Raw genomic sequence first — 21249 nt, 5'->3', positions numbered from 1 at the left:
CTAACGTTTGTCACGAGAAATTCATCTTTCTCGAAAAACGCGCGGACTGACGTATGCTGGTTTGGTCGGAGTCCTGATGGACCACCTAACACTTTTGATGGGGAGACAGGCCATGAAGGCAGAGAGCAGTCGGGGGAATCATTGGCTTCGCACGCACGCCCGGTGGCGGGGAGCGGTGATGGCGGGCGTTGCTGCATTGATGCTCGGTATGGCTGCCCACGCGGGCGCCGCCGACGGCTCGTCGGGTGCCAGCGGCGCATCGGCGGCCCCTTCGGCAGCGCCCTCGAGGGCCGGTTGCGTGGACGTGGAAGTGAACGGGCAGCGCTCGCCGTCGTACGACTGCCTGACGCATCAGTTGCAGCCGGCGTCGAGTCCGCTCGCAGGTGGGCGCGCGCCCGGCCTCGAGTCGGAAGACATTGCCAACAAGCCAAGCAATCAGATCGGCGGCCAGTTCAACTGGAGCGGCACGTCTCAGCGGATGGGAAATGCATTCGGGAATTCGGCGACGCCGCAGCGTCCCAGCCCGCCGCCGCCTTCGCCGATCATTCCCGGACGGTGATAGGGCAACCGGGGATCGATTGAGCAAGTGAAACGATCCCCGGTTCTGTCTCTTTATCGATGTGGATTTGTCTCTTCCCGCCGCTGGCCCCGTCCTTTCCGAAGTCCCCCAAGGTAAATTCGCGGGCAGGATCGCACGAGAAACCTTGTCACAAACGAACGCGGCTCACTGGATAGTCCTGCTATCACCCGCTAGCAGGCGCACGAGTAACACCGGCGTAGGCATCAAGGTCGCAGTCCTGAAATTCATGAACTACCTATGACCTTCATTTCGACGGGACCCCTCGCCCATGCGCTCGCACGTTCATCAGAAAATTTCGGCTCTCGTGGTGGTGGTTGTCGGCATGTACAGTGCCGTCTCCATTGCGAAAGACAACACCCCGGGCCCGCGCCCCGAAGTCACCGACCCGCACTTCAAGTTGGCGCCCGGCTATCTTCAGCCGAAAGACTTGCCCGATAGCCTGAAACTGCTCGGCCCGCCCCCGGCTGCGGGAAGCGCAGCGCTTGCCCGTGACGAAGAAGCACGCGAAGCGACGATTCCACTGCGTGGCAAGCCACGGTCTGAGCTGGCGCGTCTTGATGCCGATCTGCAATTTCCGCAACCGGCGAAAAATTTCTCCTGCGCGATGGGTGTCGACATCAGCGAGAAGAAAACCCCGCATCTGTACCACCTGATGCAGCGGGTGCTGACCGACGCGGGGATGTCGACCTACGGCGTCAAGAACACCTACAACCGCACGCGCCCGTTCGTGGTTCACAACGAAGGCACCTGCTTCCCTGAGCAGGAACCGCTGCTGCGCAATGACGGCTCATATCCCTCGGGGCATACGGCCGCAGGCTGGGCGTGGGCGCTCGTCCTTACCGAAATCAACCCCGGGCGGGCCGACGCGCTGCTCCGGCGTGGTCTCGAATTCGGTCAAAGCCGCGTGATTTGCAACGCCCATTGGCAAAGCGACGTGGATGCGGGTCGCACGATGGGTGCGGCCACCGTTGCCAAGCTTCACTCGAATGCGGCGTTTGTTGCCGATCTCAAGGCGGCGCGTAAAGAAGTGCTGGCTCAACAGTCGAAGGGCTCGTCGTCGCCGTTGAATTGCGCTGCGGAAGAAGCGGCCTTGTCGGGTCAATAAGCCGTTTATCGGACTTATTGATTGACAGACAAGATCTCTTATCGGGGCACCATGAAATTATTTGTCGCAACAACGACGCTGCTGAGCGTGCTATTGGGGATGCACGGCTCGGCCGCCGCAGCGGATGCGTCGGGCGCAACGGATTCACTTCCTGTTCCGCCAATGCTGTTGAAGAGCGATTCGCCGAATGCGGAGCACTGGACGTTCAGTGTCAGCCCGTACATCTGGGCAGCCGGCATCCATGGCAATGTCGGGCAGTTCGGTATGGCGGCGACGCATATCAGTTCCGACTTCGGCACCATCCTCAAGAACGTGGATCTGTCGTTCATGGCGGGCGGCGAAGCGCGTTATGGCCGCTACGGTTTGCTGGCTGACGTAATGTACGGGCGAGTTTCCACCGGCGGGAAATTCGATGTGACGTCGAAGACATTTACGAGCTTCTTGGGAGGGAGCTACAACGTTCTCGACACGGGCAGAAGTCGTTTAGATTTAGTCGCCGGCGCGCGTGTCTGGTATGCGAGTACGGAAATCGATATCACCGGTGGATTGCTCAACGGTAAGCGCCGAAGCGATAGCGCGACTTGGGTAGACGCCGTTGCGGGGGTGCGGGGGCACTACTTCTTAACCGACAACTGGTATTTGACCGGCTGGGGCGTTGTCGGCACGGGTCAGGCAGATCTTGATTGGGATGTGACGGCGGCACTCGGCTATCAGTTCAAAGAAAGCTGGTCCGTCATGCTGGGATACCGGGCGCTCGGCGTGAAGTACAACAAGAGCGGTTTCGTCTACAACGTTGTTCAGCAGGGCCCGATCGTGGGCCTGAGGTACAGGTTTTGAGCCAACACCACTTCACATGTCAGCGCGATTGGTGGCCTCGTTCGGCGGCTGCGGGGCGTCGCGCCTAGCTACGCGTTTGTCGGGCGGCGGGTTGCCCGCCGAAAGCCGCGAAATGTGTCGACAGATGGCCAGCGCCGGCTGCGGGCAACGTCATGTATTGACCTTGCTCGCGTACGTCGTCAGGCGTCACGCCGAAGCTCGCGACGAATGCCTTCCGGAATTTCCCACCGTCTGAAAAACCAAAGTCCGTGGCAATGCCTGCGGTCGGCCTTGCCGCACGGCTTGGATCCAGCAGCGCCCGGTAGGCCGCGCTAAGGCGCTTGTTCCGGATGACGCCGACAATGCCGCCGTCGTCCGCGAACGCGCGATACAGATGCGCACGCGAGATGCGAAACCGCTGAATCAGAAGCTCCGGGCCGAGATCGGGATGCGTGAGATGGCTTTCGATGAAGGCAAGCAAGCGCTCGCGTAACGCGCGCCCGAGCACCGATTTCGGTTCGGCATGTGCGGGCGGTGCGCTGGCGAGGCCAGCAGCGAGCAACGTCATGAGCGCGTCCTGCACCGCGATGTCCTCACTGGCCGACAGGCTCGCAGAAATCGCGTGCAGCCCTTGAATGTAGTCGACCAGCAAGCGAGTGAGCGGCTGCCCGGCCTTGAGTACGAACCCGTGCAGGTCTCGCGCGCCTAACAATTTTTCGATACTCGCGCGTGGCACCGTTGTAGCCATCCGTACCCCCGCGTCGACTTCACAGGTATAGGTGCGTGCGAGATCGATGACGCAAATGCCACCCGGAGCGGCAACCACATCTTTCCCCGCGAAATCGCCGTGAATCGAGCCGGCCGCCAGCACGTGGATCAGATAGTCGTCGAGGCCGCCTTGGGCAATCGTCCGCTTGTCGCGCACGTATCGTTGCGCGTTGAATTTTGTCGAGCCGAGCGTCATGCTGCCCACGGTGCGGATCAGCATCGTGCCTTCCAACGGAGGTGCATTCGCTGTCGTTGAGCGCAAGGTCTCCACGAACGGGCGCGTGACTTCTCGCCAGTAGTCGTCTCGTAAGGACGGCTCGATCAAGTCGGTCGAAATGCGAATGTCCACGCTTGCCATGATGACTCCCCTTCCCCGTTGGAGGTCATTTCCTGAGTCTCAACTGCCCCGAAATCGCTGGGTGTGCCAATTGAAAAACAAGAACCCCATAAGACACTTGATTTTATGGGGTTTTCTTAATTTTTTGGCAAAACAATGAGGATTTAAACCCTCAATAGGCGCTTGAGGGTTATTTGTGGCTGCGCAAGGACATTGCTGGCGAAGGGGTTGGGATTCGATGTCGTTATTGCATGACTCGTTGACCGGATGAGATCTGAATGGAATTGAGCGGTCCGAACACCGCCGCCAGAGGGCTGGTGTTCGTCGCCACGGTGGCGACCGCACCACCGATGACGACATTGACCTCAAACGAACCGGCAGTGACCGGAAGCGAGGGAATAATCGTGTCGATCTGTTTATCGCTGACGATGGTAAAGCTGCGCGCAAATATCTTTGACGATGAGGACGACACCAGAAAGTAGACCGCGGCCGCCGTATTGAATCCATCCCCAGCAATGGTGATCTTGACGCCATCGCTGCTCGTTACCTGATTTGGGCTGACACTTTGAATACTTGCCATGATTGACTCCTAGGGAGACGCACCCACAACAGGCGGTAATTGAAATTTAGGCGATTCGCAGCGTTTGGACACCTGTTAAGGGTGACAGGTCGAGGTGATTCAAGGATTCTTGGCTACCCAAGAATCCCTGCCATCTGGGCAGATCAGCACGCGACGAAGGCGTCGTCCATCAGGAACCGCAGCGTGATCACCGCAAACTCTTGTGGCGCTTCGATCATCACCCAGTGGCCGACGTGGGGCACGATGAATCCCCACGAGTTATCCAATAATTCGAGATAACCGTAGGTTCTTGCCAGCACCGCGACTTTGTCTTCCTTTCCGCCAACGACAAGCGTCGGCGTCTTAACCGCCGCAATCTGCTCGCGCTCGTAAGTCAGTTTGGATCGGGTGATTTGCTGAATCGCCTGCCGGGCATCCTCGTTCTGCATGATCTCGTGGCGATATTGCACGAGCACGGGGTCAACAACGTGACGAGAGCCCACCATGGCGCGCATGATCCGCTGCATGGCTTCCAGCGTGTAGTCGTAGCCTTGCAGGTTCTTGATGTACGACGGATCGGGATTCGCGATATTCAGTCCTGCGCTCCCCATCAGTACGAGCCTTTCGACGCGCTCCGGATGCTCCATCGCCAAACCGAGCCCCGTCGCCCCGCCCATCGAGTTGCCAATGACCCGGACACGGTCGAGGCCAAGCGCATCGATGAATCCGAGAAGATGGCGATTACGGTTCTGTTGTGTGTATTCATACACTTCGGGTGACGGTTTTGCCGTGCGGCCGAAGCCCGGCATGTCGTACGCGATCACACGAAAGTGCTTGGCGTAAGCGTCCAGACAGCCGCGCCAGTTGCCCCAACTGTCGGCACCGGCGCCGCCGCCATGAATCAGGATCAGCGGGTCGCCTTGTCCGACATCGAGGTAATGCGTTTCGATGCCATTCACATCGACCGTATGACTTGCCGCCTGAACGTCCGCAGGCAGAGAGGGATAGCTCATGATCCAACCTTCTTTAAATTGTTAGGGAAACTTCGCGTCGTTGGTGGACGAGCGTTACGCCCCATCCAGATGCATGAGCACGCCGCCCATGCCGGTCCACCACGCCGTCATTTCCTCGTAATAGACGCGTTCGCCCACGCTATCTCCGGTGGTGCCGGCCATGAATGCCCAAGTGGCCATCTCGAGCCCGCCGTTGCCGCCATCCTTCATGATCGCGTCGAAGGATAGTTCCGCCAGTTCGGCACCACGACCGGAAACGACCCGCTCGATCAACGCGCGGTCCCACTCCGCATTCACGCGCCCTGAATCGGGTAAGCAGATCCAGTGCGAGAGCCCGCCCGTCGCAAGAATCGCGACACGCTCGTTCGCAGGGCGTGCGGTCTCCACAAACTCCCGCACCGCTTTCCCTAAAGCGAAACTGCGCGCGCACGTCGGCGCCGGGGTCATCACGGTATTGATGTAGATCGGCACCACCGGCACGTTCGAGCCGCGATTGACGATCGCGTTAGGCATCGCCAGCCCGTGATCCGGCTTCACGTTCTCGACCGCAGCGAGATCGAAGTGCTTGGTGGCGGCAAACGCGACGAGTTCAGTAGCGAATTCCCGATGCCCCGGGAACGGCTGCCGTGGCACACCGAGATCGCCGTAGGGACACCAATCGTCAGAAATGCCGACAGCGAGCGGAATCTGGAAGTCCAGTGAGAAATTGACCAGATGGTCGCTGGTGGCAATCAGGATCACATCGGGTCTGGACGCCTGAATCGCCTGTCCAATCCGGTCGATGCCGTCGAAGATGCGCTGCGCTTGCGCCTCCACCCCATTCGCCACGCCAAACGTGTGAGAAGTGGCCGCCGCACTAACAATCTTTCCCATCGCCAAGACCTTGTTTTTGAAGAAACGGCACAATCGACGCCGGAGCCAGTTTCAACAGCCCACGGGCGCCGAGATACTTGAACTGCAAGTTCGGATGCACGTCGAGATCACGTAGCGCTCTCGCTGGATCGGCCTGCAACTGCTTACGTTGATCTGCGGGAATGCCAAATGCCTCGTGCACCTCGTCAGGCGCTTCTCGCAGCCGGGCAACCAGCTCGGGACGGTGCACGAGCGCACTAATCAACCGGTGCAGTTCCACAGGGGGGCGACGTCGTACGCTCATGGCCATGCCTTACGTTCCCACGCGCATCGGCGACGTCATCTTGCGCAGGAGCGCCAGTACGCTTTGCGCCGTAATGCGCCCGGTGCGGGGGTTCTCAGTCGGAATGTTTTCGATCGACATGGACAGCAACGCGGCATCCGACTCCACCGTGATGGTGTGCATGTTTCGCGAAATGTCCGGATCGGCCCAGATTTCGAGCTTCGTCTGGTCGGGCCCAATGCCCGCCAGCGACAGCGCAACCACGACATTCAAATTCGCCGGGAATCCCTTTGCCGCTTCGCGTGCCGTGCCGGCAAATATCCGGGTCTTCTCGGTGATCCCGTCGATGACGATGCCTTGCTCCGCAAGATAGGGGGCGCCCAGCAGTCCCTTGACGGGCTTGCGCGTCACCATGCTCACCGACATGATTCGGCCTTCTGCGGCTGCGGTCACCGCGTCCAGTCCCAGCAGCGCCCCGGTCGGAATCACGATCTGCCCGCCGTGCTCGCGCGCGATATCGATGAGTTCATCGTTATTGAGCAGGGCGCCGCAACTGAGTACGACAACCTGTTTTCCCAGCTTGAGCGCGGGCGCGGCGATCTCCGGCAGCAGATGCGCTGGTGCGCACTCGATCACGACGTCGCACATTTGCGCCATCTCGCCAAAGCTGGCGACAACGGGACGGCTCCTCAGCGTGCTGACCCACTCAGCGGCAGCTTTGACATCGCGCGCCGCAACGGCGACCAGCTCAATCCCCGGAATCCCCTCATCGAGCGCTTTCGCGATCGATTTGCCAACCGTCCCCAGTACCGCCACGCCCACTCGTTTTGTTTGACCGCTCGTATGCGCTTGCATATCTACTTTTCCTAATCCTCGAATTCACCGGCGTTATCACGGGCAGCGGCCATGGCTTCATTTCATTGCCGCCGCCCGAACCAGAAGCTTTGCTTTACGACCAAGTCGCAAATGCCATTGCGCATCCGGTGCCGGCGGGGCTGCGATAGCACGGGATGTAGTCGACCAGATCCATCTTCATGCCGTCGACCGCGCCGGCCAGCGCCGACCAGCAACGGAACTCGGAATTCCCCGATTGCAGCTTTTCCAGCGGCAGTTGCGCATGCACGTCAGGACCGCCGGCGGCGAGCCGCTCGAGGAACTGCCGGTCGAACGCTTCGTCGACCACAAAGTGGCTGAGCCCGCCCGTCGACATGACCACGACGCGAAGGTCTTCGCTCCACGACTCGATCTGGCGGCGGATCGATTGTCCGATGCGATAAGCCCGCAGCGGCGACACGTTGTTGGGCGGGTAGTAGGTGTTGATGCTGACCGGAATCGACGGGTAGATCTTGTCGGTCATCAGCTTGTAATAGACGTAGCCGAAGGAGTGGCTCATCGCCTGCTGTTCTTTGAAGTACTTGGACTGCGCGACGTCAAAGCCGTCATCCATCATTCCGCGAATCAGGCGCTCGGCGTATTGCGACGCGACGGGATAGTCCTTGGGTTCCTGCGGATACCAGAGCTGCTGATCGAGATCGGGGTCGTACTTCCACTTCATGATCCCCGCCGGGCGATAGGGAATGGTCTCGCCCCAATACACCGAAAGCGCCGGCATGTTGTCGTCGTGAAACACTTCCTTATGGTCGTCGCCAATGATGACCACGATGTCCGGGTTCACCTCGTTGAGTGTCTCGGCAAGACGCGCCACTGCCGCCTGATTCTGCTGGTGACGCTGCTCGAGTTTGGCGGGCGTGATCTCGTCGAGGATTGCCGGGTCGGCCTTTTCAAGCAACTCGCCATAGCTCACCCGGGCGCCGGAGTGATCGTGCAGCACAAAGAAGTTCTGATCGTCAGTCGCGGCGCGGGCCAACCAAGCGGATGGCTTCATCAAAAGGGTCGGACTATGGGAGGAACCGATGCCCATCACAATTTTTGCCATAGCGTTTTCTCTAGTATCGAATCCATTGAGTACTGTATACAGTGGAATCCGTAAGCGCCTGATAAATAAAGACTCAATGTCACGGAAATCGCAAATTATTGAAATTTCCGACCTTCGAGCCCTGTCAGTTACGAGTCTGGATGGTAGGAGTTCACCGCTGCCGTCAACAAACGATTTTTTCTGCGTCGGTCGTGTGCATTTCGGAATGCGTCATCGATAAGCGTCGACGCTGGAGCCCCCCACAAGTCCATCGAACTTGGTACGTCATATGAGCTATCGCCTTCCCCCCCTGTTGGCCCTGCGCGCCTTTGAAGCGTCGACACGGCACCTGTCCTTCACCAAAGCCGGAGAAGAGCTTCATCTGACGCAGGGGGCTATCTCCCGGCAGATTCGGCTTCTCGAGAGTTTTCTCGGGCAAAAGCTGTTTGTCCGGCTGACGCGAAAGATCGAGATGACACCCGCCGGGGTGGAGTACTTCCGATCGATTCGACAGGCGCTCGACATCATCTCGATGGCGACCCATCGTGCCGTGCGAGACCCCCATCGCATCGTCACGCTCGATGTGCTGCCGACGCTCGCCACCTGCTGGCTGATGCCAAGGCTCGCGCAATTCACCGAAGCGCACCGGGATATCGAAGTCCGGCTGATCTCGTCGATCGACCCGGTGAATCTGCACAGTGAGAAGGTGGATGTGGCCATCCGCGTTGGCAAGGTCCCCGGGCAGCGCTACGACCGGCGCGCGCCTCGCATCGATCTGGATATGACGGAGAACTGGAAGGACGTCTATGTCGAGCCGCTGTTCCCGGACATTCTGGTGCCCGTGGTATCCGCCCATCTCATGGACGCCGTCGGCCCCATCAACGAACCTGCCGACCTGCTTCAGTACCGTCTGATCAATACGGCGAGCCGCCGGCACGCGTGGCCGGACTGGTTGGCCCTGCAGGGACTGCGTGTCCCCGATGACGCCAATCCGCTCGATTTCGGGCACTTCATCATCACGCTACAGGCGGTGAAGGACGGCAAGGGCGTGGCACTGGTGCCGAAGGCCGTGCTCGAGAACTACGAGGGACGCGACGAGCTGGTGGTGCCGCCGCTGGGCGAGGTGTCCAGCGCGGGGGCGTATCACTTGTTGATGCGCGAAGGCGCGCAGGAAGATGGCGCCGTGCGAGTGCTGCGCGACTGGCTTGCACAGGAAGCCAGTCGCTTGCGTTGCCAGATGAACGAGTTGGGAGAGGTGGACGAGAGGGATCAGGACACGGTCGTGGCGGCCGAGGTGCCCGCCTGAAAATCGACGCCGTGTTCGAGAATGGCGGCCGTGGATCGAACGCGGTACCACTCGGGGTGGTGTGCTACGTCGAGCACGCCGCCTGCTTCCCACTGCGTCGCCAACTTCAGCAATGCCTTGCGGAATCCGACGATAGCCGCGTCGCCTGAACCCAGATTCTCGCGCGAGCGATCAACGATCGCGCCCATGCTTTCCTGCACGGCGGTGTCCTGCATACCGATGCCCTCGATGCCCGTCGAGCTGTGCAGGCGCTGACGCAGGCGGTCGATTCCGTAGTCGGTTTCCGCCGTCACCAAGGGGCGATACGTGCCGTCGTTCATCACATCCGAATGCACGGCACCGTGGTCCAGTTCCTCCTGACTCAGCGGGCGATCGCTATTCCACGTCATGGTGAACACCCAGCAATTCTCGTCGTCGATAGGCGTCCACGCGTGCCCCATATACGCGCGCCCTTCTTTGATCGGCGCGATCATCGTGTAGAACGGCGCGAGAAACTGCGTTACACGCCAGTAGTACGACGTATCGCTCGCGTTGCGCCGCGCGCCGATGGCCATGCCGTAGTCGGTCGGGCGGACAAAGAACTTCGGCGCGGTGTCCGATGCCAGATAAGGAATCGCCAAGTTGGGCGACACCTGCCGCTGGCGAAACGGCCGTTCGGGATGTTCCGCGTCGAGGTGGCTGTGGAGAATGCCGACGTGGCTGGAGTCGATGCCCCCTTCCACACCTTGCGCGTAATTCGTGCGCTGCAAGCGCTTGGTGATGAACCGAAAATCGGGCGGCACCAGTCCCCATTCGAGTTCGGGAGGCCGTTCCGGCATGTGTGCGGGGTCACCCATATACGCCCAGATGACGCCGCCCCACTCGATAACCGGATAGCTCTTGATCCGCGTATCGGCCTTCATGCGCGTGTTCTCCGGCTCCGCCGGCATGTCGACGATCGTGCCGGACACATCGAACTTCCAGCCGTGATACACGCAGCGCAGACCACACTCCTCGTTGCGCCCGAAGAAGAGGTCCACACGACGATGCGGGCAATAGCGATCGAGCAGGCCGATCTTGCCGTTGGTATCGCGAAACGCGACGAGGTCCTCCCCCAGCAGACGAACACGAATGGGCGGACAATCCGGCCCGGGCAGTTCTTCTGGCATCAGGAATGGCATCCACATGCTTCGGAATGTCTTGCCCATCGGCGTGTCGGGGCCTACTCGACACAGTCGCTCGTTGTCTTCCTTACTGAACATAAGTTTTCCCTCAGAAATTGAACCGATGCTTGCCGCCTGACGCGCAGCAAGGGGCAATGGGCAAGGTCAGTCGATGAGCCCGAACAGCGCGTCGCCTTCTTCAATGACGCGGTAGGTTTTGAGTGGCACGGTGCACGGCTTCTCGAGCGCGTCGCCCGAGCAGATATCGAATGCCCCGCCATGGAGCGGGCAAAAAATGGTGGTGCCTTGCAGATCGCCACCCGACAACGCGACCATGCCATGCGTGCAGAGATCCTCCGTCGCGTAGAACTTCCCTTCGACGTGATACACCGCGAGCCCGTCCTCGACCTCTTTCGGGCAGACCTGAATCACGCTCTCGCTCGGCACATCCGCCTTGCGACACAAGAAAACCTTCTTTTCCATAAGACTTGTCTTTTCCGTTCAATAGCCGCGAAATACATCCACCCGACCGGTGGGCGTGCGGCCGTGTTCGATCTCGCCAATCTTGCGCACGAGCTGTTCGACGCTTTCCCCCAGCCGCGTTTGCGCCGAGATATGTGGCGTGATGCAGATGCGGGGTTCCGTCCAAAACGGATGGTTTGTCGGGAGCGGCTCGTGCATGAATACGTCGAGCGTTGCGCCGGAGAGTTGTCCCTGTTCGATGGCCTGCAACAGATCCTTTTCGACCAGATGCTCGCCGCGCGCTAAGTTCACAACATGCGCGCCTTGAGCCAGTCGCAGAAATGTCTGGGCGTTCAACACCCCACGGGTCTCCGGCGTATTGGGCAGGAGATTGATCAGGACATGCGCGCCGTCCACGAACGACGCCCATTCGCTTTCGCCGCTGAAGCACTGCACCCCGTCCACTCGTTTCGGCGACCGGCTGTAGCCTCGGACATCGAAGTCAAACGACGCCAGCCGGCTGGCGACGGCGGCACCGAGGCTGCCCAAACCGAGCACGCCGACGATGAACTCCCCCGCCGCAGGTACGGCGAGCGGCTGCCAGACACCGTCGCGCTGCTGCCGCTCATACGCATCGAAACGTCGGAAGCTTCGCAACGTCGCGTACGTGCCGTACTCGACCATCTGCGATGCCATGCCAGCGTCTTCAATCCGATAGATGGGCACATCGCCTGTCACCACCGCCGGGTCTTTCGCGACGGCGCTGAAAATCCAGTCGACGCCCGCCCCCACGTTGAAGATGGCTTTTAGTTCAGGGCGATGGCGCAGGACTTCAGGATCGGACTTCCAGACCAGCGCGTAATCGGCAGGGGCCACGTCGGCGACGTTCCACTCCCGCACGACGGCTCCCGGCATGGCGCTTCGCAGCGCATCGATCCATGGCCCTGTGTCCTTGTCCGTCATTGCAAACAGGATTCGCATGCGGCCTCCTATGCGGACTCAGACGCGGACTCGGCGTCGGAGGGCCGCGCTTCCCGCCACTTTGCCAAGTCGACGCTGGCATCCCGGAGCACGGAAACGGGGACCTTGGCAGCCGACCTCACGAGCGCTTTGCCCGCCCGCATTTCGCGAGGCACGCCCACGGCGCTGACGCCGACGACCACGCCCGCCTGCAAGTGGAAGACGACGAACGCCCCGATGTCGGTACTGCCGCGCACGACGTTCTGCTCGCCGATGGGAACCCCGAAGGACTGGAGGCTGAAGTCGTACTGATCTGACCAGTAGCCGCTGATTTCCTCGTAGTCAGGCCCACTGCATACGATGGCCCGCCCGACATGCTCCCCGTGGGCGACGGCGTGATGCCAGTTCTCCTGACGCTCCGCCCGCCCTACCCGCGCGTTGAAGTGAAACGCGACTTCCCCGGCGGCGTAGATGTGCGCGTCGGACGTTCGCCCATGCCCGTCGACGCAGATCCCTAACGCACACGTCTCGAGGCCAGCGGCTTCGGCAAGGTCGACGTTCGGCACCACGCCGATGCCGACCACCACTGCATCGGCGTCGAGCGATTCGCCGTCAGAGAGTGCGAGCTGATAGCCGGACGAGCGGTCGGTGACCTCGCGGATGGATACGCCGGTGCGAATGCGAACGCCTCGTTGTTCGTGCTGCTTCACGACGAACTCGCAAACCTCGGCGCAAGTCGCTCGTGCCATCGGACGGTCCCCTGCTTCCAGTACCGTCACATCGATTCCCATGCCGTTGGCCACGGAAGCCACTTCTAGGCCGATGACGCCTGCGCCCACCACCACGAGATTGCGGATCGTCGGCAGCGCTTCTCGCAGCGCGATAGCGTCGGAAATACGGCGCAGGTAAAACACGTGCGGCATGCCCGGATGAAGCAGCGCAAGCGTGCGCAGCGACGAACCGGTTGCCAGCACCAGCGTCCCGTATCCAAGCGACGTGCCGTCGGAGAACTCGACCTGACGCGCCTCCCGGTCGATACGCTGCGCCGCGTTGCCTAAGCGCAGATCGATGTCGTGCGCGTCGTAGAACGCGTTGTCCCGCAGCGAAATGTGGGCCGCCTCTTCCGCCTCCTGAAGCACCTTCTTGGAAAGCGGAGGACGGTCGTAAGGCGCTTCGCGCTCGTCGCCGCAGATGATGATTCGGCCGTCAAAGCCCGCCTTTCGCGCGCTTTCGGCGGCATAGACGGCTGCGATGCCCGCGCCGATGATCACCATCGGCTCATTCTCATGTGTGTTTTTCATTGCTCACCTCACGCCATTGAGCGTTGACCGCTCACATGTGCTCCGGCTTCTGAATGCCGCGCGCATGGCGATGACACAGCTCGCGCCACTTGATGAGCGGCGAGTCGCCTTCGATCAGCATCTCGTCGAGCCACGCCGAATCGCGCTTGTAGAAGGTTTGCAGTGCGAGTCGCGCCTGAATATCCTGCGCGTTGAAATTCTCGAAGCCGATGGGCTTCCAGCGATTCCAGAACTCGTGATTGAAGTGCGCGCTTTCTTCTTCCGTCGAAACGCGTTTGCCGACGAGCATCACGTAGAGGTGCTTCGTTTCCGTCACGGGTACGTAGAACTCGAACTGCGTGATGTCCTGATCCGGGAAGTCGTCGACGCGCAGCCCGCACGGCATCCAGAGCGACGCGGCCGTGGTTCGGGTCGGCTTCTCCGACACGCGCTTGGTGCCGGTGACGACCACCTGACCATCGACCTTGCCTTCCCAAATGCTCGTATGGTTGGCAAATGCGTCGTAGACGCCTTTCGGTGCTCCGTCGTCCTCGTGCACCAGCACGTCGCCCGACTTCGCCAGGTGCCCGATGGGCAACGATCGCTGGGTGTCCGGCACGAGTTCCGAGGCGCGGTGAATGTAGACGTGCAAGCCGTCGAAGCCGTTTTCGCAGCCGACGCGCCAGTTCGACTCGACGTCATAGATCGCGCAGTGCAGTTGCAAATCGTCGTCAAGGAACGTCGGCGGCACATCTTCCGCGAGCGGAGGTGCTTCAAACCCTTCGTCGCCCACAAACACGAAGATCAGGCCCTTGGCTTCCTGCACCGGATAGCTCTTCACGCTGCGCCGGCCGATGGCCTTGCTGTCCGGCGAGGCCAGAATGTCGCACAGCTTGCCGTCGTTCCACTTGTAGGTGAAGCCGTGATACCAGCACGTGATGGTGTCGGGCGTATAGCACTCCACCTTCTCGGAGAACTTCACGCCGCGGTGCAGGCACCGGTCGCGGATCGCCTTCACTTCCCCGTCCACGCGCTTCAGCAGGATCTCCTCGCCACATACCGTCGCCTGCGATACCTTCCCTTCGAGGACGTCGCTGGACAGCTTCACCGGATACCAGTGGTTCCGGAAACCCAGCTTGGCCGCAAGGTAATTGCGCCAGCGCGGGACTTTGTTCAACAAACTCTCGTCTACGAAATGTGCCTGTTCACTCATTGGGGGCGTCTCCAATTTATTTGTTTGCGTACTGTATGCAATGACGACTGGAATCACGGTTGCGTGCGGACGGCTTAAACGCCGCAACTCGACGTGATTGCCATCCTAGGGCGCCGTTCTACGCGCAACAAACGATTTGAAATTCACTCATGCATGAGCCTTGCGAATGTGTTGAGTGGATGTCACGGAATCCCGCGTTTCCTACCGAAATCTCACTCGTTTCGTCGTAGAATCGCGGCTAACCAACCAAAACTTCAACGTCATGAGCGCCACCCGCAGAGTCGTACAGAGCGATCGGTTACGCGATCAGGTTTACCAGTTGCTCCGGGAGGATCTGCACGGGGGCGCCATTCCGGCCGGGTCGCGGCTCGTTGAGTTGGAATTGGCCGAGCGGTATGGGGTCTCGCGCACGCCGATTCGCGAGGCACTCTTCCAACTGGCGCGTGAAGGCCTTGTGGTGCGCACCGATCGCGGGTATTCGCTGATGACGGATACGCCACGCGATTTCCTTCAGCGCATGGAGGTCCGGCTCCTGCTCGATCCGCCGCTCGCTGAACACGCGGCAAAGTACGGGTCCGATGAGCAGATCGAAGTGCTCGCTGGTGCTTATGAAAAGATGAAGAAGGCCGAGGCGTCGTCGAAGTATTCGGCGTTTGTCTCGGCGGCACACGAGTTTCGCACCGTCCTCCTCGAAATGAGCCACAACACGGCGCTGACGCGCGTTTGTGCGGTGCTGGAAGACCAGTTCCTGCTGGTGCGCAACGAACATTACAAAGACGAAGGGAATCGCGCTATTTCAGTGCATCGCGATGGGTTGTTGCTCGCCGCCATTCGTTCGCGCGACGTGAAAGGCGCGGGGAAGATCGCGAAAGAGTACGTTGAGATGCTGATAACGACACTGGCGAAGCCCGCTGAACGCGCGGCTCGAAAGCGCAGCGCGAGGACCGCGTTGCCGAAGCGTTCGTAGCGCGCCCTCCCCCCTGCGTTGCCCTCTCAGAGTTGCATGCGGCACGAGTCCGCAAGGCTGGCGATATGGGTGCGCGTTTGCGCCTCGGCTAACGCCGCGTCCCGAGTGGTCAGATGTTGAACCAAGGCTTCCAGATAATCCGCCGTCATCAAGCGGTTTCTTTCGGTTCGCAGCAGCAGTGGGCGGGCGGCAAGAAAATCATCCTCTGCGGCACTGAAGCAGCGTGCTAGTACTTGGTTCGTGCAAACGGTGGCGAGATGTTTCTGGAGTCCGTGAACCGCACTCGCGGAAACGAATGACGAGGGTTCGCAGAGGAGCAGGCGTCGCGCCTCGTCCGCGAGCGTGGAAACTTGCGCAATCTCTTTGCTGGATGCAGATTCAACAACGTTGACGACGACCACAGGGTCGAGAATCGACTTGACGTCCAATCGGGCCAGTAACGCCGGCATCGGCATTTCGCTGAACCCGTAACCGCGCTCCAATGGCTCCAGCAGCCCCTCGCGCGCCAACTGAAACAACGCCTCACGCACGGGCGTTCTGGAAACGCCAAACCGCGCGGCGAGATGCGTTTCTGTCAACCGTTGACCGGGTTGCAGCTTGCCGCGTTCGACGAGATCTCGGATCGCGTCGTAAATCCTGTCGCGCAATCGCTGCCCGACTTCCTGAGAAACTGCCATAGCCGCCGGAACCCTTCAATCAATGGCGCTCAAATGTGAGCGAAAGTGCCGTTGGCCTCACGGGTGCGTCGCGAGATTGACCGCAGTCACAGAACGTTGCCCCCCGGCAACGTGGACGTAGGTCAATCTCGCGAGCGCTCTTTGCATGCCGCAGTTCGTTTGCTTTCTATTCTTGGAATTGAAGCCAATTGGCGACGCGCGCGTTGAACTGGTCCGGTGCTTCGAAATAGGCCGAGTGACCCGCACCGGCAATCGTCATCAATTCCGCGCCGTCAAAGTGCCTGCACACGTCTGCGACGATCTTCGGTGGGAACAGGACGTCTTCCTCGCCGACGACAAAGCCGATACGTACGCCCGTCGCTGCGATCTGCTCGGGTGAGTAAGACGGCTGGACGCCTACGAGTGTTTTGAAGGTGTAGCGATTGAATCCGGCAATTTGCAGATACAACTGCGTCATGGCTGGCGAATTGGCGAGGTGCGTGCGTCCCAGTACGCGTTCAGCCTGCGACAGGTCGCGCGTCGCGCTCTGCACCTTTGCCATTTCCACTGCGATGGATTCAGGCAAGGTGATGCCGACCAAAGAATCGGAAATCAGTAAGGACGCAACGCGGTCAGGATAGCGACACGCGAAATCGATTGCCGTGCCAGCGCCCATCGACTGCGCGACGAACGAGACGCGCTGCAAATCGAGCGAGTCCAGAACCGCGACGAGATCGTTTGTGAACTCGGCGCGTCCGGCGAGCTCGGCGTCGGTGGATTTTCCGAAGCCTCGGGCATCGACAAGAATGACCTTGAAATCCGCTCGCCACGCGGCAACCTGATAGAACCAGCTCGCGTGATTTCCGCCTACGCCATGCAGTAGCACTACCGGTGAACCGCTGCCGTGTACCTCGTAATACAGCCGACTTTCATGATGATCTAGGTATGGCAAATTTCTCTCCCGACTTCCAAATCAATTTCCGACGTTAGTCGCCGAACCGAACCGAGACCTCACCGACCCCTTCTATGTCCGCGTGATAGGTGCTGTGGTGCTTGACGTTCACCATGGGGCCGAGTGCGCCACTGAGCACCAACTCGCCCGCTTTGATCGGATGCCCCACCTCGATCAGTTTCTTGGCCAGCCAAAGCGCGGCGTTCAGCGGATTCCCCAGACATGCTGCCCCGCTTCCTGTCGATGCCACCTGCCGGTTTTCCTGCATGCGCATTTGGCAATTCACCAAGTCGATGTCAGGCGTGAATGGCAGCTTCCGGCCGATCACGAAGCGGCCAGACGACGCGTTATCCGCAATCGTCTCCACAATCCCGATTTTCCAGTCCGCGATGCGGCTATCTACAATTTCTAACGCCGGGGCCACCCATTCAATTCGCTCGAACAGGTCCGACATTTCGAGTGACGGGTCGTCGATGTCCACGCGAAAGCCAAACGCAATCTCTGCTTCGATCTTGGGCTGCAAGAGGCTCGACATATTGACGAGGCCGGCATTGACAACCGCCATGTCGTCGAACAGAACGCCATAGTCGGGCTGGTCCACGCCAAGCTGCTTCTGGACAGCCGTCGACGTGAGGCCGATCTTGCGGCCTACGATTCGGCGACCGTCCACTTGCACCGCGTGGTCAGTGTTGCGGTGCTGGATGCGATAGGCGGCGTCGATATCGCCGCCCACGCACGAGGCAAATGGGGCAATAGGGCCGCTGGTGTATGCGTCGCGCAGTCTCGACGCGATCAGTTCCTCTAGTTCGACTTCTTTCATCATTTCCTCGAAACGCGTGCGAAGCATTGAGACTGTCGTTTGCGACGTCGCCTCAATTGGAGCGAAGATTTTTGTGCACTGTATGCAGTGTGTCAACGCGCTATACACGCTTTGTTTGCAGCCCTTGCCCCACGTTTTGTAATGCATCCCGGTGCGAGTGCCTTAGCGAGGAGGAGTGCATACGCCGACTAGGCAACACTTTCCAGTTGCGCCTCTTGCGCGGGTTGATATCGCGGCATCATGGCGCACAACGCGCAGACGATTAGCAGGGCCGCGCACGCCAGATACAGCGGCATGGCGTAACTTCCCGATGCGTCGAATCCCATCCCGAACACGACCGGACCGACGGCTGATCCCGCCATAAACGAGGCAAACACCCAGCCGAAGATCTTGCCAAAGTGATCCAACCCGAAATACCGGCTGATCAAATACCCCAGCAAATCGGATTCAGCACCCGCACCAAAGCCAAGGAGTGCCGCGCACAGATACACGGATGCCGGGGCGTTCGTGAGCAGGAGGCCTGCGCAGCCGACGCACGACAACGCGAAAATGCCAATGGCGGCGCGAGGCGCAAAGATTCGATCGAACAGATAGCCCGCCGCGACGCGTCCGATGAGCGCAGCAACCGCCAATACGGTCGTCGCGAACGCTGCCGACGAGAGCGCGACACCCCGGTCTAGCAACATGGGGACCAAATGGATTTGCGCTCCATTGATGGCCACGGCCATGAGAAATGCCGCAACGCCGACCAGCCAGAAGGCGCGACTGGCGAACGCTTGTGAGAGCGTGCGTCCCGCTGCCCCGAGTGCCCCGGCAGCACGCCCGCTGACGCCGTTCTGCGTCGGCGCTTCCCTGAGTAGAAACAGACCAAGTGGCACGCCAATCACGATCGGCACTGCGCCCAAGAAGTAGTACCCTGCTTCCCAGCCAAACCGCTGGATCATCGCGGCAGCAATGGGAGCGGCAATAGCCCCGCCGAGTGCAACGCCGGCCATGCTGATGCCCAGCGCAAGACCGCGCGATCGGTCGAACCACCCGGAGATCACTCGCAAGTAGACGATGGTGTTCGACCCTGCGCCAAAGACGCCAATCAGGAAAAACGCCAGAAAGAATCCGGTGATTCCCCACGTCTTCACCATCAGCGGAACGGCCAGAACCGTCGCGCCATAGGTAAGCAACGACGTCACCAGCACGGTTCGAAGATGAAACCGGTCGATCAGCGCGCCGACGACCGGTGTTGCAACCGCCAAACTCAGCGCGCAGATGGACAGCGCGCCAGAGATCTGTGCACGATCCCAACCTTGTGCGGCCCCGAGCGCCCGAATGAATACGCCCACCGTCATCAGAATGATCGCCGTGCTGCACACGCTCGCGCCGATCGTCGCGTAAGCGACCATGAGCCACGGTTGATTGGTGCGTGTGCCTTCTGCCGGCATCGTCGCGGCTGAAGTGATATTTCCTTGTTTCATCAAACCCCTCCAAATCATCTTGATTTACTGCACTTGCTCAGAATTCGACGGAAGAAAGCGCGCCCGAGCGAATGCGCATTCCTCTCGATTTTTTAATTGCGCTACTGGTCGTCAGAAGAAGGTGCGTATCCCCGTGGCCACGGCAAATTGACGGCTGGTCGTCGACGGTGCCAGAGGGAACAAGACGGCCGATTGGGTCGCGCCGGAGGACGTCACGAAGCTCGTACCCACGTAAATGTCGGTCCGCTTCGACAGGAATTTGTCGACGAAAAGGCTGTAGTTGGAGAGCCGCCCCGAACCCAAGGCGCTGCGTCCATATCCGAGCGTGATCTTGAGATCGGGCTGGAAGTCGTAAATGACGTCTACCGTGCCACTGCGGATCGATTCATATTTGCCAAACCCGGCAAACGCCACGTCGGTATAGCTCAACCCTGCGGTCCACTTCTCGGCGAACTTGTAGGAGGCACTGGCCCCGTAGATGTTTTGAGAATCGACAGCAAAGGAGCGATACGGGGTAACGGTCTGGCCGAGAAACGATTTCATGCCGGCCAGCGTGGGCGTGAAGTTCACACCGTTGATCTTGGTGCCGACAGCCGCCGCCTTGAATCGCTCGTCTGCATAAGACAGGGCGAAGCTCATTGCGCGGCCCCGGTTGTAGGTGTCTGACGTCCCACCCGGGAGTGCATAGAGCGCAAATAGGGTGAAACCGCCGAATGTCGGTGATCGATAGGAGGCGGAGTTGTTCACATAACCACCCGCCATGTGGTCGGCATTCGCGGGGGTTTGGGAGAACGTTGAATTGAATCCCGGTGAATTGCCTAATAAGAGCACGGAAAAATCGTTGTGGTGCCCGAAGGTCAGCGTGCCATATTCCGCCTTGGACAACCCCACCCATGCGCTGCGACTGAAGAACGTATCCGATCGGAACTGCTTGCCGTTGGACAGATTGAAATAGCTCGCCAAGTCGAAGACGACCTTCAGCCCGCCGCCCAAATCCTCCGTCCCCCGGAAGCCAAACACCGTATTCCAGTGATAGCTGTCGAGCATTTGCACCACGCTCCCACCACCGGCATTGTTCGAGTACACGACCGCTTCATCAATTGCGCCATAAATCGTCACGTTCGACTGCGCCAGCGCCGTGCTGGATATCAGGAAAAATGCGATCAGGCCGACTGCGATTTTCTTCATCTGGATCTCCCATCCATATAGCTCTGCCCCCCGGACCGGATTGACTAACGGTCCGACCGGTTATTCGAGTGCGCTTGATCGTCTGGCCGCGTACGGCAAGTGCTGGCGACGCGTGAGCGCCAGCCGCGGTGACGAATTCGAGCGGTGTTTTTTGATTACGAACCGGCAGGGAGAAGGTAGGCAGCCATTTTTTTACGCACAATCGAAAAAAACGACGTGTATGCACGATGAGAAATCATTCATGCGGGGGGATGGGGGCGCTGTTGGACTATTGGGTGAAGTGGCTTTGGGGCGCGTCGCAGGTTGGGGGGGAATATGAAGCCAAGAAGCACGAGCGTGTGAGTCGGGGATGCGCGGGGGTATCTGACTTGCGCCCATTCGGCTGACCCTGCCCATCAAGAGTAAAGGGCCCTGCATCGCAGGAGGATTCAAACCACTGACAGGCCATTTAAGGGCGTCGGGGATCCAAGAGAGCCCCAGCTGGCGCCGCTTTCGGGGAGTACCTTTATTACTTTCAACCAGAGGGGCCGCGAGTAAGTTGTAGATTTTTAATGCGGAGATTTATTGGTAGCAAGGAGAACACAACCCTGTTGATCGCCAACAGGA

General features: G+C 60.0%; 22 protein-coding genes. 5 read left to right on the top strand and 17 right to left on the bottom strand.

Annotated elements, in window-relative coordinates:
• The first annotated feature begins 178 nt into the window (after positions 1-178).
• The 3 genes from PIN31009_RS05720 to PIN31009_RS05710 all read left to right on the top strand — a co-directional run bounded on the left by PIN31009_RS05720 (position 179) and on the right by PIN31009_RS05710 (position 2522).
• Positions 179-559 (top strand): hypothetical protein, encoded by a 381-nt coding sequence (locus tag PIN31009_RS05720; RefSeq protein WP_150789575.1) that lies wholly within the window; start codon positions 179-181, stop codon positions 557-559.
• Positions 560-848: 289 nt separating this feature from the next.
• The gene (locus PIN31009_RS05715) at positions 849-1685 is read left to right on the top strand and encodes an acid phosphatase (RefSeq protein WP_174996969.1); all 837 of its coding nucleotides are present in this window, start codon (positions 849-851) and stop codon (positions 1683-1685) included.
• Positions 1686-1706: 21 nt separating this feature from the next.
• Entirely contained in the window at positions 1707-2522 is an 816-nt protein-coding gene (locus tag PIN31009_RS05710; protein ID WP_217426760.1) for a hypothetical protein, read from the top strand.
• 64 nt (positions 2523-2586) lie between these two features.
• Here the strand turns inward: PIN31009_RS05710 and PIN31009_RS05705 are convergent, their stop codons facing one another.
• From PIN31009_RS05705 to PIN31009_RS05675, 7 genes are all read right to left on the bottom strand, one after another.
• Positions 2587-3627: an AraC-like ligand-binding domain-containing protein gene (locus PIN31009_RS05705; RefSeq protein ID WP_150789574.1), complete on the bottom strand. Its 1041-nt coding sequence runs from the start codon at positions 3625-3627 to the stop codon at positions 2587-2589.
• A gap of 223 nt (positions 3628-3850) precedes the next feature.
• Positions 3851-4186 carry an IPT/TIG domain-containing protein gene (locus PIN31009_RS05700; protein ID WP_150789573.1) on the bottom strand — a complete coding sequence of 112 codons (336 nt, stop codon included), beginning with the start codon at positions 4184-4186 and terminating at the stop codon, positions 3851-3853.
• Positions 4187-4329: 143 nt separating this feature from the next.
• Positions 4330-5178: an alpha/beta fold hydrolase gene (locus PIN31009_RS05695; protein WP_150789572.1), complete on the bottom strand. Its 849-nt coding sequence runs from the start codon at positions 5176-5178 to the stop codon at positions 4330-4332.
• A gap of 54 nt (positions 5179-5232) precedes the next feature.
• Complete coding sequence (locus PIN31009_RS05690) at positions 5233-6051, bottom strand: DODA-type extradiol aromatic ring-opening family dioxygenase (protein ID WP_150789571.1); 819 nt, start codon at positions 6049-6051, stop codon at positions 5233-5235.
• Positions 6035-6340, bottom strand: a complete 306-nt coding sequence (locus PIN31009_RS05685) for a hypothetical protein (RefSeq protein WP_150789570.1) — start codon at positions 6338-6340, stop codon at positions 6035-6037. The genes PIN31009_RS05690 and PIN31009_RS05685 overlap by 17 nt, the downstream gene beginning before the upstream one ends.
• Before the next feature lie 3 nt (positions 6341-6343).
• A complete protein-coding gene (locus PIN31009_RS05680) occupies positions 6344-7168 on the bottom strand; it encodes an aspartate dehydrogenase (protein ID WP_058377533.1) in 825 nt (274 codons plus the stop codon).
• A gap of 94 nt (positions 7169-7262) precedes the next feature.
• Entirely contained in the window at positions 7263-8198 is a 936-nt protein-coding gene (locus PIN31009_RS05675) for a DODA-type extradiol aromatic ring-opening family dioxygenase (protein WP_174996967.1), read from the bottom strand.
• A gap of 319 nt (positions 8199-8517) precedes the next feature.
• Between PIN31009_RS05675 and PIN31009_RS05670 the strand changes: the two genes are divergently transcribed.
• Positions 8518-9534 (top strand): LysR substrate-binding domain-containing protein, encoded by a 1017-nt coding sequence (locus PIN31009_RS05670; protein ID WP_150789568.1) that lies wholly within the window; start codon positions 8518-8520, stop codon positions 9532-9534.
• Here the strand turns inward: PIN31009_RS05670 and PIN31009_RS05665 are convergent.
• The 5 genes from PIN31009_RS05665 to PIN31009_RS05645 form a co-directional block, all read right to left on the bottom strand.
• Positions 9498-10700, bottom strand: a complete 1203-nt coding sequence (locus tag PIN31009_RS05665) for a Rieske 2Fe-2S domain-containing protein (protein WP_246185506.1) — start codon at positions 10698-10700, stop codon at positions 9498-9500. The two genes, PIN31009_RS05670 and PIN31009_RS05665, sit on opposite strands and share 37 nt — an antisense overlap.
• 141 nt (positions 10701-10841) lie before the next feature.
• Positions 10842-11159 carry a non-heme iron oxygenase ferredoxin subunit gene (locus PIN31009_RS05660; protein WP_087689179.1) on the bottom strand — a complete coding sequence of 106 codons (318 nt, stop codon included), beginning with the start codon at positions 11157-11159 and terminating at the stop codon, positions 10842-10844.
• A gap of 18 nt (positions 11160-11177) precedes the next feature.
• On the bottom strand, positions 11178-12119 hold the full coding sequence (locus PIN31009_RS05655; protein WP_150789566.1) for a 2-hydroxyacid dehydrogenase: 942 nt from the start codon (positions 12117-12119) through the stop codon (positions 11178-11180).
• Positions 12120-12127: 8 nt separating this feature from the next.
• Positions 12128-13372, bottom strand: a complete 1245-nt coding sequence (locus PIN31009_RS05650) for an NAD(P)/FAD-dependent oxidoreductase (RefSeq protein WP_174996965.1) — start codon at positions 13370-13372, stop codon at positions 12128-12130.
• Positions 13373-13430: 58 nt separating this feature from the next.
• Entirely contained in the window at positions 13431-14591 is a 1161-nt protein-coding gene (locus PIN31009_RS05645) for a Rieske 2Fe-2S domain-containing protein (RefSeq protein WP_150789564.1), read from the bottom strand.
• Positions 14592-14766: 175 nt separating this feature from the next.
• Here PIN31009_RS05645 and PIN31009_RS05640 point away from each other — a divergent pair, with 175 nt between their 5' ends.
• Positions 14767-15558: a GntR family transcriptional regulator gene (locus PIN31009_RS05640; protein WP_150789563.1), complete on the top strand. Its 792-nt coding sequence runs from the start codon at positions 14767-14769 to the stop codon at positions 15556-15558.
• Between the two features lie 26 nt (positions 15559-15584).
• Here the strand turns inward: PIN31009_RS05640 and PIN31009_RS05635 are convergent, their stop codons facing one another.
• The 5 genes from PIN31009_RS05635 to PIN31009_RS05615 form a co-directional block, all read right to left on the bottom strand.
• Entirely contained in the window at positions 15585-16235 is a 651-nt protein-coding gene (locus PIN31009_RS05635; RefSeq protein ID WP_150789562.1) for a GntR family transcriptional regulator, read from the bottom strand.
• Positions 16236-16401: 166 nt separating this feature from the next.
• Positions 16402-17166: an alpha/beta fold hydrolase gene (locus PIN31009_RS05630; RefSeq protein WP_150789561.1), complete on the bottom strand. Its 765-nt coding sequence runs from the start codon at positions 17164-17166 to the stop codon at positions 16402-16404.
• A gap of 34 nt (positions 17167-17200) precedes the next feature.
• Positions 17201-18013 carry a 2-keto-4-pentenoate hydratase gene (locus PIN31009_RS05625; RefSeq protein ID WP_246185505.1) on the bottom strand — a complete coding sequence of 271 codons (813 nt, stop codon included), beginning with the start codon at positions 18011-18013 and terminating at the stop codon, positions 17201-17203.
• 161 nt (positions 18014-18174) lie between these two features.
• Positions 18175-19455, bottom strand: a complete 1281-nt coding sequence (locus PIN31009_RS05620) for an MFS transporter (protein ID WP_174996963.1) — start codon at positions 19453-19455, stop codon at positions 18175-18177.
• Positions 19456-19566: 111 nt separating this feature from the next.
• Positions 19567-20643: a porin gene (locus PIN31009_RS05615; protein ID WP_087689188.1), complete on the bottom strand. Its 1077-nt coding sequence runs from the start codon at positions 20641-20643 to the stop codon at positions 19567-19569.
• Between the last annotated feature and the right edge of the window lie 606 nt (positions 20644-21249).

It is taken from the genome of Pandoraea iniqua, from assembly GCF_902459685.1.
In the GTDB taxonomy this organism is placed as follows: Bacteria; Pseudomonadota; Gammaproteobacteria; order Burkholderiales; family Burkholderiaceae; genus Pandoraea; species Pandoraea iniqua.
Note: the sequence above shows the minus strand (reverse complement) of the source record. Positions and strands in the feature narration are given on the sequence as shown.

Bases quoted from the DNA above. Each gene is read 5' to 3' on its own strand.
- PIN31009_RS05720 (WP_150789575.1), top strand. From the start codon at position 179: ATGGCGGGCGTTGCTGCATTGATGCTCGGTATGGCTGCCCACGCGGGC.
- PIN31009_RS05715 (WP_174996969.1), top strand. From the start codon at position 849: ATGCGCTCGCACGTTCATCAGAAAATTTCGGCTCTCGTGGTGGTGGTT.
- PIN31009_RS05705 (WP_150789574.1), bottom strand. From the start codon at position 3,627: ATGGCAAGCGTGGACATTCGCATTTCGACCGACTTGATCGAGCCGTCC.
- PIN31009_RS05700 (WP_150789573.1), bottom strand. From the start codon at position 4,186: ATGGCAAGTATTCAAAGTGTCAGCCCAAATCAGGTAACGAGCAGCGAT.
- PIN31009_RS05695 (WP_150789572.1), bottom strand. From the start codon at position 5,178: ATGAGCTATCCCTCTCTGCCTGCGGACGTTCAGGCGGCAAGTCATACG.
- PIN31009_RS05690 (WP_150789571.1), bottom strand. From the start codon at position 6,051: ATGGGAAAGATTGTTAGTGCGGCGGCCACTTCTCACACGTTTGGCGTG.
- PIN31009_RS05685 (WP_150789570.1), bottom strand. From the start codon at position 6,340: ATGGCCATGAGCGTACGACGTCGCCCCCCTGTGGAACTGCACCGGTTG.
- PIN31009_RS05680 (WP_058377533.1), bottom strand. From the start codon at position 7,168: ATGCAAGCGCATACGAGCGGTCAAACAAAACGAGTGGGCGTGGCGGTA.
- PIN31009_RS05675 (WP_174996967.1), bottom strand. From the start codon at position 8,198: ATGAAGCCATCCGCTTGGTTGGCCCGCGCCGCGACTGACGATCAGAAC.
- PIN31009_RS05670 (WP_150789568.1), top strand. From the start codon at position 8,518: ATGAGCTATCGCCTTCCCCCCCTGTTGGCCCTGCGCGCCTTTGAAGCG.
- PIN31009_RS05665 (WP_246185506.1), bottom strand. From the start codon at position 10,700: ATGTGGATGCCATTCCTGATGCCAGAAGAACTGCCCGGGCCGGATTGT.
- PIN31009_RS05660 (WP_087689179.1), bottom strand. From the start codon at position 11,159: ATGGAAAAGAAGGTTTTCTTGTGTCGCAAGGCGGATGTGCCGAGCGAG.
- PIN31009_RS05655 (WP_150789566.1), bottom strand. From the start codon at position 12,119: ATGCGAATCCTGTTTGCAATGACGGACAAGGACACAGGGCCATGGATC.
- PIN31009_RS05650 (WP_174996965.1), bottom strand. From the start codon at position 13,372: ATGGTGATCATCGGCGCGGGCATCGCAGCCGTCTATGCCGCCGAAAGC.
- PIN31009_RS05645 (WP_150789564.1), bottom strand. From the start codon at position 14,591: ATGAGTGAACAGGCACATTTCGTAGACGAGAGTTTGTTGAACAAAGTC.
- PIN31009_RS05635 (WP_150789562.1), bottom strand. From the start codon at position 16,235: ATGGCAGTTTCTCAGGAAGTCGGGCAGCGATTGCGCGACAGGATTTAC.
- PIN31009_RS05625 (WP_246185505.1), bottom strand. From the start codon at position 18,013: ATGCTTCGCACGCGTTTCGAGGAAATGATGAAAGAAGTCGAACTAGAG.
- PIN31009_RS05620 (WP_174996963.1), bottom strand. From the start codon at position 19,455: ATGAAACAAGGAAATATCACTTCAGCCGCGACGATGCCGGCAGAAGGC.
- PIN31009_RS05615 (WP_087689188.1), bottom strand. From the start codon at position 20,643: ATGAAGAAAATCGCAGTCGGCCTGATCGCATTTTTCCTGATATCCAGC.